14 protein-coding genes are annotated in these 18426 nt (G+C 61.9%); 2 read left to right on the top strand and 12 right to left on the bottom strand.

The window, feature by feature from the left end:
• Positions 1–335 precede the first annotated feature (335 nt).
• Complete coding sequence (locus C6366_RS05425) at positions 336–1799, top strand: M23 family metallopeptidase (RefSeq protein WP_158269662.1); 1464 nt, start codon at positions 336–338, stop codon at positions 1797–1799.
• A gap of 256 nt (positions 1800–2055) precedes the next feature.
• Here the strand turns inward: C6366_RS05425 and recR are convergent, their stop codons facing one another.
• The 11 genes from recR to C6366_RS05480 all read right to left on the bottom strand — a co-directional run bounded on the left by recR (position 2056) and on the right by C6366_RS05480 (position 16983).
• The gene (gene recR, locus C6366_RS05430) at positions 2056–2661 is read right to left on the bottom strand and encodes a recombination mediator RecR (protein WP_107736331.1); all 606 of its coding nucleotides are present in this window, start codon (positions 2659–2661) and stop codon (positions 2056–2058) included.
• A gap of 12 nt (positions 2662–2673) precedes the next feature.
• Positions 2674–2985 (bottom strand): YbaB/EbfC family nucleoid-associated protein, encoded by a 312-nt coding sequence (locus C6366_RS05435; protein ID WP_233248406.1) that lies wholly within the window; start codon positions 2983–2985, stop codon positions 2674–2676.
• A gap of 95 nt (positions 2986–3080) precedes the next feature.
• Positions 3081–5069: a DNA polymerase III subunit gamma/tau gene (gene dnaX, locus C6366_RS05440; RefSeq protein WP_107736333.1), complete on the bottom strand. Its 1989-nt coding sequence runs from the start codon at positions 5067–5069 to the stop codon at positions 3081–3083.
• A 352-nt stretch (positions 5070–5421) separates the two neighbouring features.
• A complete protein-coding gene (gene der / locus C6366_RS05445) occupies positions 5422–6852 on the bottom strand; it encodes a ribosome biogenesis GTPase Der (RefSeq protein WP_199221436.1) in 1431 nt (476 codons plus the stop codon).
• 15 nt (positions 6853–6867) lie between these two features.
• A complete protein-coding gene (gene mtnA / locus C6366_RS05450; RefSeq protein ID WP_107736334.1) occupies positions 6868–7899 on the bottom strand; it encodes an S-methyl-5-thioribose-1-phosphate isomerase in 1032 nt (343 codons plus the stop codon).
• 41 nt (positions 7900–7940) lie between these two features.
• Complete coding sequence (gatB, locus tag C6366_RS05455; protein WP_107736335.1) at positions 7941–9371, bottom strand: Asp-tRNA(Asn)/Glu-tRNA(Gln) amidotransferase subunit GatB; 1431 nt, start codon at positions 9369–9371, stop codon at positions 7941–7943.
• A 36-nt stretch (positions 9372–9407) separates the two neighbouring features.
• On the bottom strand, positions 9408–10868 hold the full coding sequence (gltA, locus tag C6366_RS05460; RefSeq protein ID WP_107736336.1) for an NADPH-dependent glutamate synthase: 1461 nt from the start codon (positions 10866–10868) through the stop codon (positions 9408–9410).
• 55 nt (positions 10869–10923) lie between these two features.
• Positions 10924–13443 carry a sulfide/dihydroorotate dehydrogenase-like FAD/NAD-binding protein gene (locus tag C6366_RS05465; protein ID WP_107736337.1) on the bottom strand — a complete coding sequence of 840 codons (2520 nt, stop codon included), beginning with the start codon at positions 13441–13443 and terminating at the stop codon, positions 10924–10926.
• 3 nt (positions 13444–13446) lie between these two features.
• Positions 13447–15315, bottom strand: a complete 1869-nt coding sequence (gene nuoF / locus C6366_RS05470) for an NADH-quinone oxidoreductase subunit NuoF (RefSeq protein ID WP_107736338.1) — start codon at positions 15313–15315, stop codon at positions 13447–13449.
• A complete protein-coding gene (gene nuoE, locus C6366_RS05475; RefSeq protein ID WP_107736339.1) occupies positions 15312–15779 on the bottom strand; it encodes an NADH-quinone oxidoreductase subunit NuoE in 468 nt (155 codons plus the stop codon). The genes nuoF and nuoE overlap by 4 nt, the downstream gene beginning before the upstream one ends.
• 157 nt (positions 15780–15936) lie before the next feature.
• The gene (locus C6366_RS05480; protein WP_107736340.1) at positions 15937–16983 is read right to left on the bottom strand and encodes a DUF1566 domain-containing protein; all 1047 of its coding nucleotides are present in this window, start codon (positions 16981–16983) and stop codon (positions 15937–15939) included.
• Positions 16984–17234: 251 nt separating this feature from the next.
• On the opposite strand from C6366_RS05480, the gene C6366_RS05485 reads away from it, so the two are divergent.
• On the top strand, positions 17235–17675 hold the full coding sequence (locus tag C6366_RS05485) for a host attachment protein (RefSeq protein ID WP_107736341.1): 441 nt from the start codon (positions 17235–17237) through the stop codon (positions 17673–17675).
• Between the two features lie 65 nt (positions 17676–17740).
• On the opposite strand, the gene C6366_RS05490 is transcribed toward C6366_RS05485, so the two are convergent.
• Positions 17741–18406, bottom strand: a complete 666-nt coding sequence (locus tag C6366_RS05490) for a thermonuclease family protein (protein WP_158269663.1) — start codon at positions 18404–18406, stop codon at positions 17741–17743.
• Between the last annotated feature and the right edge of the window lie 20 nt (positions 18407–18426).

Raw genomic sequence — 18426 nt, forward strand, 5'->3', positions numbered from 1 at the left:
AAGGTATTTTGGTGGAGATTGCAAGCGTCGCCCCGATTTTTCGAGAGGCGTCAACTTTTTAATTGCCCGAAATGTCATGTCAAGGCTTGCCATGAAAGGGGGTTGCGATTAGGCACTTCTTTGTCTTGCAACAGTTCTTCCAATTTTTCTGTTTGCTCAGGCGAAGCATTCTTCATGACATTCCCGACGTCGACGACATGCGGTCGCCTCCTTCTCGTGGGGCGCGGCCATGAATGTTTTGCCAATACTTCTGAAATGAAGTCGACATGGCGTTCTTTCCCTCAGGCCCACGACCAAGCCGGTCGCGGGTGAACGTTTTCATGCCGGAGGCATTTATGAAACGCAACACCTACATACCTCGATCGCGTCCGTCTTCACCACAAGGAATTCGGTGGAGGCGGGTTTTTTTCGCGATCGCCTTGCTTTTGGCCTTGCCCAAGCTGGCCATGCTGACCTTTTCCCATATGACGGAAGGGCAGACCCCCATTCTTTCATCCTCTCTTGACGGGTCGGAAAATATCAGGCTGGTCGCCTTGGAGCGAAAGAAAAACGTCGGGCCGGGACAGTTCGCTTCTAACGACGAAGCAAGCTTTGCCTCCTCTGGAGAAGTCGTCGCGGAGGAGGAGCCCGCCGTCGAAGAAACTGACAGCGTCCTGGAGAAAATCGTCCGGGTGGCCCGTGGCGACACGCTGATGGGGATTCTTCTGGACGCCGGTCTGGCTCGATCCGAGGCCCACGCCGCGGTTTCCGCGCTGCAGGAGGTCTATAATCCCCGCTCGCTCAGGCCCGGCCATGAAGTGGTCCTGACCTTTGTTCCCGGAGCCGAGGACGAAGTGGACGGTTTTTTCGCCGGGCTTCGGATGCAGGTGGACGTGGACCGCAACGTGATGGTCCTGCGCGAGAGCGACGAAGAATTTCTGGCCAAGGAAGAGCAGTGGGAATTGCAGGTCGCTCCCTTCGCGGCTCAGGGGGAGATCACCTCCAGCCTGTACAACGCCGCCGTGGGGGCGGGCATGCCCAGCCCCGTGATGATTCAAATGATCCGAGCCCTTTCGTTCGACGTGGACTTTCAGCGCGATATCCAACCCGGCGACCGTTTTGAAGCTCTGTTCGAGCGCGAATTGGACGAAAGCGGTCAAGCTGTGCGCGAAGGTCCGCTGCTTTACGCCACGCTGGAAACCGGCGGGCGGGCCTTACGGATTTTTCGGTATACGGCCCAGGACGGGGAGACGGACTATTTCAATGAGCGCGGGCAAAGCGTCCGCAAGACCCTTATGCTGACTCCCATCGACGGCGCACGGCTCAGCTCCGGATACGGCATGCGTCAGCATCCGATTCTCGGTTACAGCCGGATGCATCGCGGTCTGGACTTCGCCGCGCCCACCGGCACCCCAATCATGGCCGCCGGGGATGGCGTGGTCACCCATGCCGGACGCAAGGGCAACTACGGAATCACCGTGGAACTGCGACATCCCAATGAATACACGACGTTGTACGCACACATGAGCCGGTTGGGCCGCGGGATCAGTCGCGGAACTCGGGTGAAACAGGGCCAGGTGATCGGCTACGTCGGCACCACGGGCATGTCCACCGGGCCGCACCTGCATTACGAAGTTCACCTTCGCGGCCAGCATGTGAATCCGGCTTCGGTGGATTCGCCTCCTGGACGGACCTTGGACGGCCGGGATCTGGAGCTGTTCAGGGCCACGACCGAACAGGTGCAGGCTCAGTACGCGGCCTTGGCCGGTAGAATCGTTGCCGACGCGGTCCAACTCGACGCGGCGTCGCGGGTGGAGTGAAGGGAGCGAAAGAGCGCTTGGGGACTCCGGTACGGTTCTGAGAGATTCCAAAAAAACAAAAGGCCCGCGAAAAGCGGGCCTTTTGTTTTTTGCAACTACTCAGCACATATGGAGCATGACCATTCTCCAGCACTGGATACCGGCTTTCGCCGGAATGACGTCTCGTTCCATGTAGTATCCTTGTCAGTCATACCGGCGAAAGCCGGTATCCACTCCGAGTTGTCGCGGATAAGCTGAATAGCTACTTGTTTTTGATTTACAGCGTTTGGCGGTAGGTAATGGATTGACGCAAGGTTTCCTTGTCGATGAATTTCAAGTCCGTGCCCAGAGGTATCCCTTGGGCCAGACGGGTCACCTGAACGCCGGGAAAGTCTCGTTCAACGAGGTTTTTGACGTAGGAACCCGTGGATTCGGACTCCAGGGTCGTGCCCAGAGCCAGGATCAGTTCCCGAACCTGATTCTCGGACAATCGTTCGCGAAGGCGACCCATTTCCAGGCTTTCCGGCTTCACGCCGTCCAAGGGCGACAAGAGCCCTCCGAGAACGAGGTACTTGCCCCGATACCCGCCGGACTGCTCCATGAGCAGCATGGAATCCCATTCCGCCACCAGACAGAGCTGCTCGGAGGATCGACCGGAATCGGTACAGATCGCGCAGGGATCCTGATCCGAAATGCCGGCACAGGAGCCGCACAAGCAGAGCTTGTCCCGCAGCTCCAAAATGCTCCGGCCCAACTCGGATGTTCGCTCTTTGGGCCATTTCAACAGGACCAGAGCCACACGGAGGGCTGATTTCGGACCGAGGCCCGGTAAGGTGGCCAACTGGTCCACCACGTTCAGCAAGGTTTGGGGCAACTCCCGCACTTCCGACTTCCCCTAGAACATTCCGGGGATCTTGATCCCGCCGGTCACCTGGGCCATCTCGTCCTTCATCATGTCGCCGGCCTTTTTCATGGCCTCGTTTACCGCGGCCAGAACCAAATCCTGTAACATGTCCACGTCCTCGGGGTTGACCACGGCCGGGTCGATCTTGATGGCCAGGACTTCCTGGGCCCCGTTGACCGTGACCGTGACCATCCCGCCGCCGGCGGCGGCTTCGACGGTCCTGCGGCCAACTTCCTCTTGCAGCTTGGTGATTTTATTCTGCATCACCTGCGCCTGGCGGACCAGGTCGCCCATTCCTTTCATCATAATATGCTCCTTCAGGGTTTTTTTCCGAGGTTCGACGCTGATTTGAAAAGGACGCACTCCGGCATGGCTTTCACGTGACCTCGGAAGAGTGGTTAATGGGGCTGTCGTGGTTCCACGGAGACCACTTTCGCCTTGAATTGTTCAACGAATTCGGCCACCAGTGGATGCTTGTCCGGAGTAATGGCGGCCCCGGACGACGGGCCCGGGATTTGACCGCCATTTCGTGGTGGAACAAGCTCCATTCGCATGGGGCGCTCGAAATAGTCTTCGGCCGCATCCTCCAGGACCCGGAGCTTATGGGGGTCGCTGAGCAAGTCGTACTGCACCTGGTGCCGACAATGCAGGACCAGACCCTGATCCGTCATGGCGCATTCAATCTGGCGCAGCTTCGGATAACGGGCCTTGTCGGCGCGGCACAGTCGGTCATAGTGGTTTAAAAAGCCTTCAAGTGTTTTGACAGGAAACGCCGAATCCGCCGTCCTCGCCGAGGACTGTAGCGGACTCTCTTCCCCTGCAATGAAGTTAGGATCAGGTTGAGGTCGAGGTTCCTGGACGTTTCGGGCGGAGGCGGGAGCGGGCGGGGGGTATCCGCCGTCGAGTCCGAGTTGCTGCTCCGAGCCTTCCACGGTGCTCGGGCGTGTCCCGGTTGTCGGCTCCTCAACCGCCTCGTCTTTTGTCGGTGGTCTCAGTGAAGGACCAACCGGGGAGGTCGGAGGCGAAGGCGGTGGCGGAGCGGACTTTGGAGCTTGAACAGGCTGATCGGCTTCGGACGGCCCCTGAATGGTTTCGGACAGCGACCTGGGGAACTGCTGGGAGCGCTCCCGCCAGGTCTGCCTGGGGGGGGGGCTTCGATCTGTCGGGATCGGTTCAGGACCGACGCCGATTTTTTGCTTGGTTGATTTGTCGGATGGCTTTGGGGAAAAGCTCACGGGCCGAACCGAGCCAGCTTGCTGCGGTTTGTCTGAAAACGCGCCGTCCAAGGGCACCAGCGCAGGCAGGTAGGTCAGGTTAAGAAGCAGCATTTCCAGAGATTGGGCCGGTTCCAGGCTGGTCAGCACCTTGCGCTGGGCCTCCAGGGTGATCTGCCATGCCGCGTGGATATAGGTGGGGGAAAGGTCGGCGGCCACGGCCAACCACGCCCGCCCTTCTTCTTCAGGCAGTTCCAGCAGGGGCAAGGCCTTGTTCCCGACTTGGCGCAGCAGAAAAAGATTGCGCCACAGCCCGGCCAGCTCACGCAGAAAAAAGCCCAGATCCAACCCTTCGCGCAGCAGGTCCCCGAGCACGTCGTGCACGGCGAGGCAATCCTGCTCGCGCATGGCCTGGATCAACCGCTGAAACAGCTCCCCGCCGGCCAGCCCCAGGGTTCGCCGGACGTCCTCCAGGCGTAAGGCCTGGTCGCTGATGGTCAGCACCTGTTCCAGAAGGGACATACCGTCCCGGACGCTGCCCGCTGCCCGTCGGGCTAGCAAGGCCGTCGCCGCCGGTTCGTACACCCGGCCTTCCAGGTCTAGAATGCGCTCCAGGTGAGCTTGCAGTCCGGCTTGAGGGAGCATCTTGAAAACGTAATGCTGGCTGCGACTGATGATCGTGGCTGGAAATTTGTGCGGCTCGGTGGTGGCCATGATGAAGGTCACCCGGGGCGGAGGCTCCTCCATGGTTTTGAGCAGGGCGTTGAAGGCCTCCTTGGTCAGCATATGGGCTTCGTCAATGATGATCACCTTGTAGCGGCACTCCAGGGGAGCATAGCCCACGTCCTCCTTGAGCCGCCGAGCCTGCTCGATGCCCCGGTTGGAAGCTCCGTCAATCTCGGCCACGTCCGGGGCGGACCCGATGGTGATCTGGCGGCAGTGGTGGCACTTGTTGCAAGGCTCGGCCGCTGGGGCGGTCACGCAGTTTAACGCTTTGGCGAAAATCCGGGCCAGGGTGGTTTTGCCCACGCCCCGTGTGCCACTGAACAAATAAGCCGCGGCCACCCGGTCCTGGGCCGCGGTCCGGGACAAAATAGCCCGGATTTCTTCCTGCCCGGCAACCTGGGCAAAGGTTTGAGGGCGATGCTTGGCGGTGAGTTGGATGTGGGACATGTGGATGAACGTTGTTCAGGCGGATTGCGAAAAAGCGATCCAGCGGTGGATTCGGGAAGAAAGGTGGCAGTCGAAGAAGGCGAACAGAGTTTCTAATCAATTCCCGATTCACTGACAATTACATCGGATTTCAAAACCGCCAGGACAGCAAGTAATAGGTCAGCAGCCCCGCTCCCAGCGGGACGTAGATGTACAGTCAGGGCAGGCAGCGCGAGCCTTTTTTGCGCAGCAGCAGGCCGAATACGGCGGCTGCGACCAGGATCGGGACAATCACGTTGATCAGCGACATGGAGCATCCTGCTTGCTGGGTGTGGCCGAGGGCATGCGTCCCTAGTCGATTTCGCGACGGGGGCTACTTGCGATTCTGCTCATGGCTGGAGCGGAAATAGAGCTGCAACGGAGTAAGGTTCAGGTTAAACCGCTTGCGGATTTGGTTTTCCAGGTATCGGGAGTAGGCTGGCTTGACCAGCTCGGGGTCGTTGACGAAGAAAACGAACGTCGGCGGGGAGACGTCGGATTGGGTGACGTAGAAGAATTTGGCCCGGCGTCGATTGACCACGGCGGGTTGGTGTTTCTGGGTGGCGTCGCCGAGGATGCGATTCAGTTGGCCCGTGGAAATTCGGGTTTGGCACTGGTCCCAGGTTCGTTCCGCCAGAGGCAGCAGGCCGCCGAGTCCGGCCCGGGTCATGGTGGACGTGAAGACCAGAGGGACGTGCCCGGCAAAAGACAGTTCTTCTTTAAAGTCCTTCTTTAGGGCATTCAGCTCATTGCGGGGAATCAGGTCGATTTTGTTGATCACCGCGATCAGCGGGGTCTTTTCACGGTCCAAAAATGAAAACAGCTTCTTGTCCTGCCCGGTCAGGCCCTCCACGGCGTCCAGAACCAACAGGGTGATCTGGGCTTTTTTGCTGCTGCGCAGGGACTTGAGGACGCTGAAACGCTCCAGGCTGTCTTGAATGCGCGTGCGTTTGCGCACTCCGGCCGTATCCACCAGGGTGTACGTCTTGTCCCCCGCCTGCCAGGTCACGTCCACGCTGTCCCGGGTCGTTCCGGCTTCCCTGGAGACGATCACCCGGTGGTAGCCGATCAGGGCGTTGATCAGGGAGGACTTGCCTACGTTGGGCCGCCCGAGCAGCGCCAGACGCAACCCGCCGACCTTGGATGCGTCCTCATCCTCTTTCGGCTCACCTTCTTTCAGCCCGTTCTGGTCGCCTGGCCCTTCTTGTTCCTCAGGTGCATCTTTTGGCGCGTCTCTTGGCTCACTCTCGGCGGCAGTCGGGGTCGGCAGCCGGTCCACAATGGTATCCCGGAGGTGATTCAGGCCGTGCCCATGGGCCGCGGACACGGCGAAAAGGGGGAAGCCGAACTGGTGAAAGTCCGCGGTAAGCAGGTCTTCCCTCTCCGCGGCGTCCACCTTGTTGACGATCAACAACACCGGCTTGTTGGCCACGCGCAACAGCTCAGCCACCTGTTCGTCCAGGGCGTTAGGCCCTTCCCGGCCATCCACGATCATCAGCACCAGGGTCGCTTCCAGCAGGGCCTCTCGGGCTTGGAAAAGCACGGCTTGCTTGATGTCTTCGTTGGATTCCGGCTCCAAGCCGCCGGTATCCACAAGGGCGTAGGGCTTGGCGCCGCGTCGCACCTCCCCGTATATCCTGTCTCGGGTCACACCGGGGACATCGTGGGTCAGGGCCTTGGAAGACCGCAGCAGTCGGTTGAAAATGGAAGATTTGCCGACATTGGGCCGACCGATCAGGGCCACGACGGGCAGTTCTTGATTCATGAGGTTTGGGAATCCTTAGGTTGAGGCGTATTGTTGCAAATCCGACGGTTTGATCACGCCTTTTTCCGTGATCAAACCGGTGATCAGCTCGGCCGGGGTGATGTCGAAGGCGAAATTGAGCACCTGGACGCCTTCCGGAGTGATTTGACGATCCTGGATATGGGTCACTTCCCGTGGAGTGCGCTCCTCGATGGGGATCTCCGCACCCGAGGGCGTGGCAAAGTCGATGGTTGAAAACGGAACCGCTACATAAAAAGGCACTCTGTGCCGTTGGGCCAGAACCGCCACGGTATACGTTCCGATCTTGTTGGCCGCGTCTCCATTGGCCGCGACCCGGTCCGCGCCCACCACCACGGCCTGGACCATGCCCTTGGCCATCAGCAGGCCCACGGCGTTGTCGCAGCACACGGTCACCGGGATGTCGTCCTGGGCCAGCTCGTAGGCGGTCAGCCGCGCACCCTGTAAAAAGGGCCGGGTCTCGTTGGCCAGCACGGAGATGTTTTTGCCGGATTCCACGGCGGCCCGGATCACGCCCAGGGCCGTGCCGTAGGCTCCTGTGGCCAGGGCCCCCGCGTTGCAGTGGGTCATCACCGTATCGCCGTCCCGGAGCAGGTCCGCGCCGTTCCGGCCCATCTCCCGGTTCACGGCTTCGTCGCGTTGATGCAGTTCCACGGCCTGGGTGAGCCAAGCCGTGCGCAGCGCCTCCAGCCCGATGTCCGGATGGTCTTGCCAGGTTTGGCGCATCAGGGCCACGGCCCAGGTCAGGTTCACCGCCGTGGGTCTGGCCCGGGCCAGGTCTCCCAGCTGGGCGTCCAGGTCCGCGCTCCATGACGGGGAGTCCGGGTCGATGTTGCCGGCCGCGATGCAGCAGCCGTAAGCCGCGGTCACGCCGATGGCCGGAGCGCCGCGGATGACCATTTCCTTGAGAGCGGTAATGATGTCGATCATGTTCCGGCAGACGAACCACTCCTCGGTCAGCGGCAGGAGTCGCTGATCCAACAGGTGCAGTTCATTGGCCTCGGGCTTGAATTGGATGTGGGGGTGCATTGTGTTCTCGTGTGAATTACGGTGTATTCATCGGATGAGCGTTATTGCAGCTTCTCAAGAATCAGCTTGTTCACCAGGTCCGGATTGGCCTGGCCCTTGGTCTGGCGCATGACCTGGCCGACGAAGAAGCCCATCAGTTTGGTCTTGCCGTTCTTGAAGGCCTCGACCTCCTTGGGGTTGGAGGACAGGATGGAATCCACCACGGTCTCCAGGGCGCCGGTATCCGAAATCTGGGCCAGCCCCTTGCGCTCCACGATCTTCTGTGGGGACTCCTTGGAGACGAAGACGTCCGGAAATATCTGTTTGGCGATGCGCGTGCTGATTTGGCCGGAGTCGATCATGCCCAGCAGTTCGGCCAGGTGTGCCGGGGTCAGCGGCGAGTCGGCCGCGGCGGTCTTGGCCTGGTTCAGTTCCCGCAACAGATCGGAAAGTATCCAGTTGCTGATCTTTTGCGGCTCCGGATACAGCCGGGCCGCGGCTTCGAAGTAGTCCGCCAGATCCTTCTCCGCGGTCAGGGTCTGGGCCGCGGCTTCGGGCAGGCCGTAGTCGGCGATGAACCGGGCTTCCCGGGCTTGGGGCAGTTCCGGGATGGAGCGCTTCAGGTCGGCCAGCAGTTCCGGGGAGATCAGCAACGGAACCAGGTCGGGGTCCGGGAAATACCGGTAGTCGTGGGCCTCTTCCTTGCCGCGCATGGACACGGTGATCCCTTTGTCCACGTCGTAGAGCCGGGTTTCCTGAACCACCTGCTCGCCGTCCTCCAGCAGGACGGCCTGGCGGGAAATCTCGTATTCAATGGCCTTGTGCACGTGGCGAAAGGAATTGAGGTTCTTCAGTTCGGCCCGGGTGCCCAGTTCCGCGGCCCCCTTGGGCCGGATGGACACGTTGGCGTCGCAGCGGAAACTGCCCTCTTCCATGTTTCCGTCGCAGATCTCCAGGTAGACCAGGATCGAGCGCAGGGCCTTGAGGTAGGCCACGGCCTCGTCCGCGCTCCGCAGATCCGGTTCGCTGACGATCTCGATGAGCGGCACTCCGGTGCGGTTCAGGTCCACGAAACTCTTGTTCTCCGTGGCGGAGTGGATGGACTTTCCGGCGTCCTCCTCCATGTGGATCCGGGTGATGCCGATGGTCTTTTCCGTCCCGTTGGCGGTGATCCGCAACCGACCGTGTTCGGCCAGGGGCAGTTCGTACTGGGATATCTGGTAGGCCTTGGGCAGGTCCGGATAAAAGTAGTTCTTGCGGGCGAACACCGATCGCGGGTTGACCGCGCACTCCACGGCCATCCCCATCTTGGCCGCGTACTCCACGGCAGTTCGATTGAGCACCGGCAGCACTCCGGGCATCCCCGTGCAGACCGGGCAGACATTGGAATTGGGTTCCCGACCGAACTGGGTCGAACAGGAGCAGAATATCTTGGTCCTGGTGCGCAACTGGGCATGCACTTCCAGGCCGATCACGGCTTCATACGCGGACACGACGCGTCTCCTTTGTCGTTCAATGGTTCTTTTCGTTTATACACAGGGAGGCTCTTCCCCGGTCAGATAGCGATGCATGGCCCGGGCGGCCTGCTTGCCTTGGCCCATGGCGCTGATCACCGTGGCCGCGCCGGAGACGATGTCTCCTCCGGCGAAGACGCCGGGCTTGGAGGTGGCCATGGTCTCCGGGTCCGCCACGATGGTCCCGCGCCTGCCCACTTTGATGCCGGACGACGTTCTTGGGACCAAGGGATTGGGCTGGTTGCCCACGGCCACGATGATCGTGTCCGCGGCCACCACGAACTCGCTGCCCTCCACGGCCACGGGCCGGCGTCGACCCGAGGCGTCCGGTTCGCCCAGTTCCATGCGCAGACATTCCAGCCCCGTGACCCGATTGCGAGCGTCCGTGAGGATACGTTTGGGCGCGGTGAGCAAGTGGAACTCCACGCCTTCCTCCTGGGCGTGATGCACCTCTTCGGCCCGGGCAGGCATTTCCTCCTGGCTCCGGCGATAGACGATCACCGATTCCCCGCCCAGACGCAGGGCCGTGCGGGCCGAATCCATGGCCACGTTGCCCCCGCCCACGGTGACGGCCCGCTTGGGTCGGATCGGGGCCGTGCCGTACTTGGGGAAATCATAGGCCTTCATCAGGTTGATCCGGGTCAGAAATTCGTTGGCCGAGAACACGCCGATGGCGTTCTCGCCGGGGATGTTCAGAAACATGGGCAGCCCGGCCCCCGTACCCACGAACACGGCGTCGAACCCGCTTTCCAGAAGCTGGTCAACGGTCTGGGTCATGCCGATGGCCATGTCCGTGCGGATTTCCACGCCGTTCTTCTTCAGGGTGTTGATCTCGTACTGGACGATTTCCTTGGGCAGACGGAATTGAGGAATGCCGTACATCAACACCCCTCCGGCCAGGTGCAGGGCCTCGAACATCACCACCTCGTGCCCCCAGCGGATCAAGTCTCCGGCCACGGTGATCCCCGCCGGGCCGGCTCCGACCACGGCCACCCGCTTGCCGGTGGACGTCGCGGCGCAGACCGGCGGCTCATGGCCGTGATTCCGGGCGTAGTCCGCGGCAAAGCGTTCCAGTCGACCAATAGCCACGGGATCGTCTTTCTTGCCCAGGATGCATCCGGCCTCGCACTGGTTCTCCTGGGGGCAGACCCGGCCGCAGACCGCGGGCAGGGCGTTCTGCTCCTTGAGCTTGTCCGCGGCTTCGGCAAAATGCCCCTTGGCGATCAGATCAATGAAGGCCGGAATGTTGATGTTCACCGGACACCCAGTGATGCAGCCCGCCTTCTTGCACTGCAAGCACCGGGAGGCCTCCAGCCTGGCGGTCTCCTCGGAATAGCCCCGGGGCACCTCCTCGAAATTGAACCGCCGCCGCCGCGGGTCCTGCTCGGGCATGGGTTGGCGGGGGATTATGGGGCGCTTGGCCCGCTTCGGACCGGTGTTGTCCCTGGAGGGCTCACTATCGTGTTTAGCGTGCATCAGCTCACTCACAGCAAATCAAAGAGAGGATAAATCCAAATGGGGCGGCATGATTCTACCGCCCGCAAGCACAACCTTGCTTCGCGGTTTCCGGAAACATCAGGGCGTTCAGGTCCACGGTCTGGGGCAGGGCTTCGACTTCTTCCCGGGCGTAGGCGCCGCGACGGCAGGCCAGTTCGTCCCAGTCCACCCCGTGGGCGTCGAAGAACGGGCCGTCGATGCAGGCGAACTTGGTTTCGTCGTGGATGGAAACCCGGCAGGCCCCGCACATACCCGTGCCGTCGACCATGATCGGGTTCAGGGCCACGAAGGTGGGCACGGCCCAGGGCTTGGTCAGCTCGGAGACCATGCGCATCATGAAGGTGCAGCCCACGGCGACGATCATGTCGATGGACGTGTTTCGGGTATTTTCTTGTTCTCGAATCTCCTGGAAGACCTCCTGCACGCCTCCATATGTCCCTCGTGTGCCGTCCTTGGTGGCGATGCGCAGTTCGTCGCTCACGGCGCGCACCTCGTTCTCCCAGTAGAGCAAATAGGCGCTGGAGCCTTCGATAACGCTGATTACCCGGTTTCCGACGTCCTTCAGGGCTCGGGCCAGGGGCAGGATGGCCCCGATGCCGTAGCACCCGCCGCCCAGAACCACCGTACCCTTGCGTTCGATGGGAAAGGCCTGACCCAATGGACCGCTGACATGGGCCAGCCGCGCGCCTTGGGACAACGAGATCAGTTCCCGGCTGGACCGGCCCACTTCCTCAATGATCAGGGTAATCTCGCCGGTGTCCGCGTCCCAGTCCGCCAAGGTGAAGGGCGTGCGCTCCGAGGTTTCCTTGGCCATCAGAATCACGAACTGGCCGGGCTTGGCGTGGGCGGCCACCTGGGGGGCGTGGATCCGGAGCAGGTGCATGTTCGGGACCAGTTCTCGGATTTCCAGCAGTTCGTAGCCTTCCGTCGGTTGGTCGTCCCGCGACGGACTGAGCGTGGTCGGCAAGCCGAAGGCGGTCAGGGCAGGGACGACGTCCGCCAGGAGATGGCCGCGGTACGTGGCTGGCAAGGTGAAGACGTCCTGGCGGGGATTGCCCGGAAACGGTGCGGGCGGTGTATCGTCCTTGATGGCCGCGGCGACGTCTTGCACCGCGTCGAAGCGCAACTCCGGAATGTCCAGCCTTTGCCCGAGATCCCGGGCGATCTCCCATTCCGGTCTGGCCTGGCCCGGAGCCCGACTGACCCGTGCCAGAGGCTTGATCTCTCCGGCCGCAGTGCGCAGGGTTCCGGCGCTTTCCGCGAGCAGGGCCGCGGGCAGCACGACGTTGGCCTTGTACTGGATCCGGACCGGCAGGCCGTCGACGATCACCAGAAAATCCAGACCGTCCGCCTGTTCCGGGGCCAGGAAGTCCCCGCCCAAGACCAGGGCCGTAATCTTGCCGCTCTGGATCTCCGCCAGCCACTCCGGCAGGGCCGCCTCCTGACCGGCGGGCAGGGTTGGGATGACGGCGAGACGGCCGTTGAGTCCGGCGGCGAGCCGGGAGTAAAGATGTTGTTCTTCCCGCGACGTAGCCGCGCTGATCAGGACGCCGACTCGACCGGCATGCCGTTTCAAGCCGCTGGCCGCGGTATCCAGGGCGGTGTCCCAGTCCACGGTGAAGGCGTCCCCGTTTTCCCGGATGGCCGGCCGCAGCAGGCGGGTCGAAGCGTTCATTATCTGGGCGTAGCCGAACCGGCCCAGGGCGCACAGGCTGGCCTTGGGCTGGAACGCGGTCATGGTCGCTGTCACCAGCTTTCCGGAATGGGTCTGGGCGATGAGGGAACAGCCTTCGGGGCAGAGCAGGCAAGCGGAGGGCGTCTTGGCGTCCGGTTTGCCGTACCAGCGGGCAAAGCGGTCCGTGAGGGTCCCCGTGGGACAGATGTCGATGCAGGAGCCGCAGAAGGTGCAGCCGGAATGGACGTGGCTTTTGTGAAAGGCCGTGCCCACCCGGGCGTCCTTGCCCCGGTTGATGATGCTGATGGCCGGCTTGCCGTGGATCTTTTCGCAAATCCGCCAGCACCGGGCGCAGAGGATGCACAGGTTGTAGTCCCGGTCCATGAACGGGTCGCCGCGTTCCAGGTTGTGCGCGGCGTAGAGGGTGGGCAGGTTCAGGTCGCGGCTCCCGGCTTCCAGGGCCATGGTCCGGATGTCGCATTCCTCCTTGTTGCTGCAAAATCCGCAGCGCGTGCTTCTCCCGGCCTTGGTGGCCCTGGGCCGCATGGACTCGCAGGCCTCCCGGTGCGGACAGACCAGGCAGCTGTTGGGGTGCCCGGAGAGCATCAGCTCCAGGGTTCGTTTGCGCAGGGTTACCAACTCCGGGGACGATGTTCGCACCTGCATGCCCTCGGCCGTCGGCGTGGTACAGGACGTCGGGAAGCCGCGCACGCCCTCGATTTCCACGATGCACATCCGGCAGGCGCCGTAAGGGCTCAGGTCCTTATGGTCGCAAATTGTTGGAACGGCCACGCCCGCTTGCCGCGCCGCCTCCAGCACGGTGGCTCCCGTTTTCACGGCCACTGGCTTGCCGTCGATGGTCAGGTTGATCAGGGACATATGTTACTCCACCCGCACCGCGCCGAACTTGCAAGCTTGGCGGCAGGCGCCGCAACGGATGCAGGTTTGCGGGTCAATGGCATGGGGCTGCTTTTTTGTTCCGGTGATCGCCTCCACGGGACAGACCTTGGCGCAGGCCATGCAGCCGGTGCAGGCTTCGGGGTCGATGGAAAAGCTGATCAGATCCTTGCAGACCCCGGCGGGACATTTGTGGTCCCGGATATGGGCCAGGTATTCGTCCATGAAGGCGTCCAGGGTGGTCAGAGCCGGATTGGGGGCGGTCTGGCCCAGGCCGCAGAGGGAGGCCTTTTTCATGGTGTCCCCGATCTTGCGGATGGTCTCCAGGTCGTCCTCCGAGCCTTGGCCTCCGGTGATCCCGGTGAGCAGGCGCAGCAGATGCTGGGTACCCATCCGGCAGGGCACGCATTTGCCGCAGGATTCATTTTCGGTGAAGCCTAGAAAATACTTGGCCACGTCCACCATGCACGATTCCTCGTCAATGACGATCATTCCGCCGGAACCCATGATCGATCCTACCTGGGCCAGATGTTCGTAGTCCACGGGCAGGTCGTAGTGTTCCGCGGATACGCATCCTCCGGAAGGGCCCCCGGTCTGTACGGCCTTGAAGCCCTTGCCGTCCAGGACCCCGCCGCCGATGTCCTCGATAATGGTGCGCAAACTGATGCCCATGGGCACCTCGATCAGTCCGGTGCGGGAGATCTTCCCGGCCAGGGAGAAGGTCTTGGTGCCTTTGCTTTTTTCCGTGCCGATCCCGGCGTACCACGCGCCGCCCTTTTCCAAGATCGCCGAAACCGCGGCCAGGGTTTCCACGTTGTTGATGTTCGTGGGTTTGCCGAACAGTCCTGCGTTGGCCGGGAAGGGCGGCCGGGAGCGGGGCATGCCCCGGCGTCCCTCGATGCTCTGCATCAGGGACGTCTCTTCGCCGCAGACAAAGGCCCCGGCGCCCATCTTGATGGTCACGTCAAAGGCGAAGCCGAAGCCGAGGATGTTTTCGCCCAGAAAGCCCTTGTTCCGCATCTGGTCGATGGCCGCGCGCAGCCGTTCCAGGGCCAGGGGGTATTCTGCCCGGCAGTAGACGTAGCCATGGTTCGCGCCGACGGCGTATCCGGCGATAAGCAGCCCTTCCAGCACGGCGTGCGGGTCGCCCTCCAGCACGGAGCGGTCCATGAATGCCCCGGGATCGCCCTCGTCCGCGTTACAGATCACGTACTTCACGTCCCCCTGAGCCTTGCGGGCGAAGCCCCATTTCAGACCCGTGGGAAAGCCGGCCCCGCCCCTGCCGCGCAGCCCGGAAAGCTTGACGTCCTCAATGACCGCATCCGGACCCATCTCCATGGCCCGGGCAATACCGGAATACCCGCCCCGGGCGATATAATGGTCGATATCCGAGGGATCGATGAATCCACAGTTGCGGACGACCACCCGGAGTTGGTGGTGGATCATGGGCAGGTCGGTGAACAATGGGATTTCGTCCCGAATCTCGCCTTGTTGTCCGTCCGGCATCCGGCAAAGGGCGTTTCTCGAAATCGGACGGCCCTGGCGCAGATGTTCCTGAACCAGGTCAGGAACCATGGCCGGAGTGACGCTTTCGTAGAGCACCCGGTCCCCTTTCGGTCCGCGGATCTCCACCAGGGGTTCGGCGAAGCACATGCCCAGACAGCCCACTTCTTGAATCTCTACAGGCAACAGGGTCGGATCCGCTGCCTGGGCCTCGCGAAAGGCTCGAATCACCTCCATGGCTCCGGCGGCCCGGCCGCAGGTGGCCGCGCCAACAAGAATCCGTGGCGTTTCGCCGCTTTGAAAGCGTTCCCAGTTGCGGCTGGCCTGTTGCTGAATGTCGGCAAAGTTCATTCCAGGTCCTCGATCAGTTTTTCCGATTTTCGGGGAGTCATCCGGCCATAGACCGTGTCGTCCACCACCATCACCGGCGGCAGGGCGCAGGAGCCGAAACAGGCCACTCGCTCCAGGCTGATGTTGCCGTCCGGAGTGGTCTCGCCGGGGACGATGCCGATCTTTCTGGATATGGCGTCCAGGACCATGCCGCCGCCGCGCACGTGGCAGGCCGTGCCCTGGCAGATCTTGATCCTGTGACGTCCCGGCGGATGGAACCGGAACTGGGCGTAGAACGTGGCCACGCCGTAGACGTCGTTTTCCGAGAGGTCGAGGTGTTCGGCCACCAGGGAGACGGCCTCCGGGGCCAGATAGTCGAGGTGCTCCTGGATGTCCTGGAGCAGGGGAATCAGGTTGTCCCGACTGGTGTCGTATTTTTCCAGAATGGTTCGCAAAGAGGTGGTCAGGTCCTCGGTCGTCGTCATGTCGTCTCCGCCGTCCTTAGGGACTCGCAAGCATTGCGCGATGGCGCATGAAAAAGATGAGCGATCAAAAAGAAGTTCGGAAAAGCGACGGTTTCGTTTCGCAGCCGTCCTTCGTCGATGGTCAACTGCAATGCTTTACCCGTCGGTCAGTATTTTCTCAACCATCCATTTTTGGTGATTTCGAGGCTTTTCCCGAGCTTTTCGGAACTCCGGCCACAGGCCAGACCAGAAAATCCGGGTTGGTTTTGAAGCCGACGCCCAAGGCGCCCTTACGGAGATAGAGCACCCAGGCCCAGTCCGTTTCGAAAAAACTGGTCGTGGAGGACCAGTACCCCTCGCCAGCATGGCTGAAGGGGTGGTCGTCAGGCAGGGCCGGATCGTGCGCAGAGCAGTCCACCAGGGACTCCAACTCGTTGATGTTGGGCAGCCGCCAGTCGTCCCGCCCGCCGAAGCGTTGTTCCCGAAGGCGTTCAGCGGCCTCCAGGGCCTGGCTCCAGGTGACGGGCCGTTCGGTCAGGTCGGCGCGTGGAAGCCAGTACAGCCCGGTTAATTCGTCCCGGACCGTTTCCCCGCGGACCGAAAAGCGAGGGCTCGGCCAGGCCGTGCCGAATCGGAGCGCTCCGTCCTGCAACCTGCCCGCGCAGTCCGCTTCCCGGCCGTGTCGGTCATGACAACGGCTTTGTCCGGTGCGGAAAAAACGGGTGGAATCGCCCGCCCGCACCGGCCAGGCGAGGTAATATTGGTCCTTGCGGCCGTAGAACATCCGAGCGCCCTCCATGTGCACGTACCAGGCGTAGGCCGGGTTGACGGCAGCGGAGGTGGAGGTCCAGTACCAGCCCAGCACGACGTTGACGAAGGGATGCCCCTGGGGCAGCGCCGGGCGTTTGGCCTGGTAGCTCACCAGGCTGCGCAGTTCGCGGCGGTTGGGCAGTCGCCAGTCGGAGAAGCCCAGGGCTTGTTCGTGGTTCATTCTTGCCACGAAATCCATGGCTTCGGGCCAGGTCATGGGAAACTCGGCGAGGTTGGCGTCGGGCGGCCAGACCAGTCCGGTCAACCTGTCCAGAATCACTTGATCGTCCACCTCAAATCGCGGCTCCGGCCAGGTCAGCCCATGCCGGAACCAGCCATCTTGCAGGGTTTGACCGCAATTCAACTCCTTGCCTTGTTCATCGTAACACCTATCTTGACCAGTTTGAAGAATCATGTTCGGCTCTACTGCCTTGTGTTGTTGCCTTCGGGGGCAAGCGGCGGAAAATCAAGCTTGCACCCCGTGCTCGAATGTGATCAAAATAAAGGCAAGGAGCAAAAGAGTTCAAGGGCGATGCAATTCTTTCATACATGAGAGCTTGAACGTTTTGCAGCGATGCCGCGGTTGGGAGGTTTACAACGGACCGACAAGGTGCGGGCGGCTTGGCGCAAAGAGTTCCACACCCCGACAACCAGAAGGAGGAGACTATGAGAAAACGCTGGATCGTTGTCGCCGACAGCAGCAAGGCCCGATTTTTCAATGCTCCGGTAAGCGGAAAGCTGGAAGAGGTGGAAACCTTGACGCACCCGGAAAGCCGTCTCCCTGGGCAGGACATGTGCCGGGACCGCCCGGGCCTGGCTCTGGACGGAGGAGGACATGGGCGTCACGGGCTGGAGCCGTCGTCTGATCCCAAAAAACAGGAAGCCCTGATATTCTCCCGGATCGTAAGCGACATGCTGGACAAGGCGCATGGCGATCGCCGATTCGAACAGCTCGGCGTCTTCGCCGCACCGGCGTTTTTGGGAATGCTGCGCGACCAGATGTCCAAGGCCGTGGCCGGTGCCGTCTTCCTCGAAGTGCCCAAAAACATTTCCGCCCAGACGACTCCGGAGATCCAGAAGCATCTGGCCGCAGAGTTGGATAAATAGAATTCAGATCCATGCGTAAAACGACGTTTTGCGCATGGATCTCTTCATGCCGAGAACCCTCTGCTTCAGTCCGCGTCCGGCCAGGGCGAACTGGTTCGGGCCGGGGCGTAGCCTTCGAGAAAGGCCTGTTCCAGGGAGGACAAAGCTACACGGTTTTGGGGGCTGATTCGCGCGGCGTAGTGACTCTCCGGGTGGTGGAAGCGCTTGCTGCGGCGGTTGCCCACCCAACCTGCCGGCGGCTGTGGCAGGGAAAGGATGCGCGGCCAGAAGCCTTTGCGGGCCATGATGGCCCGTTTCTGGGCTTCGAGCATGCGCCGTTGGAACTCTCGGTCTTGGTGGGAGTGCGGGTAGAAAAAGGCCAGCCCCTCCTCCACGAGCACCTCGTTGGCCATCCTTCCATCCGGTAGAAAGACATAAGCCAGGATGCGGCCATATCGGTCCGGACCCTGGCTATCGGTCTCCAGGCGAACCGGTCGTCCATCGATCAGGCGGCGCAGATAGTCCCGAGACTCACGGGCGTAATACTGATCAGGTCCGCCGTCCCGTCCCAGCTCCGGGGCGTCGATGCCCAAAAGGCGTACTCGACGACCGTCCTCCATGTGAATGGTGTCGCCGTCCGGAATCCATTGAGCACGGGACTCCGAGGCGGAAACGGACGTGGCCCAAAACAGACAGAGCAGGGCGACGAGCACGGCCCCGGCGGCGTGGAAGATCGAGGACGACGAGGCCATGACGGGGCTGCTGGAGGCGA

The sequence above is a fragment of the Desulfonatronum sp. SC1 genome, assembly GCF_003046795.1.
Classification (GTDB): domain Bacteria; phylum Desulfobacterota; class Desulfovibrionia; order Desulfovibrionales; family Desulfonatronaceae; genus Desulfonatronum.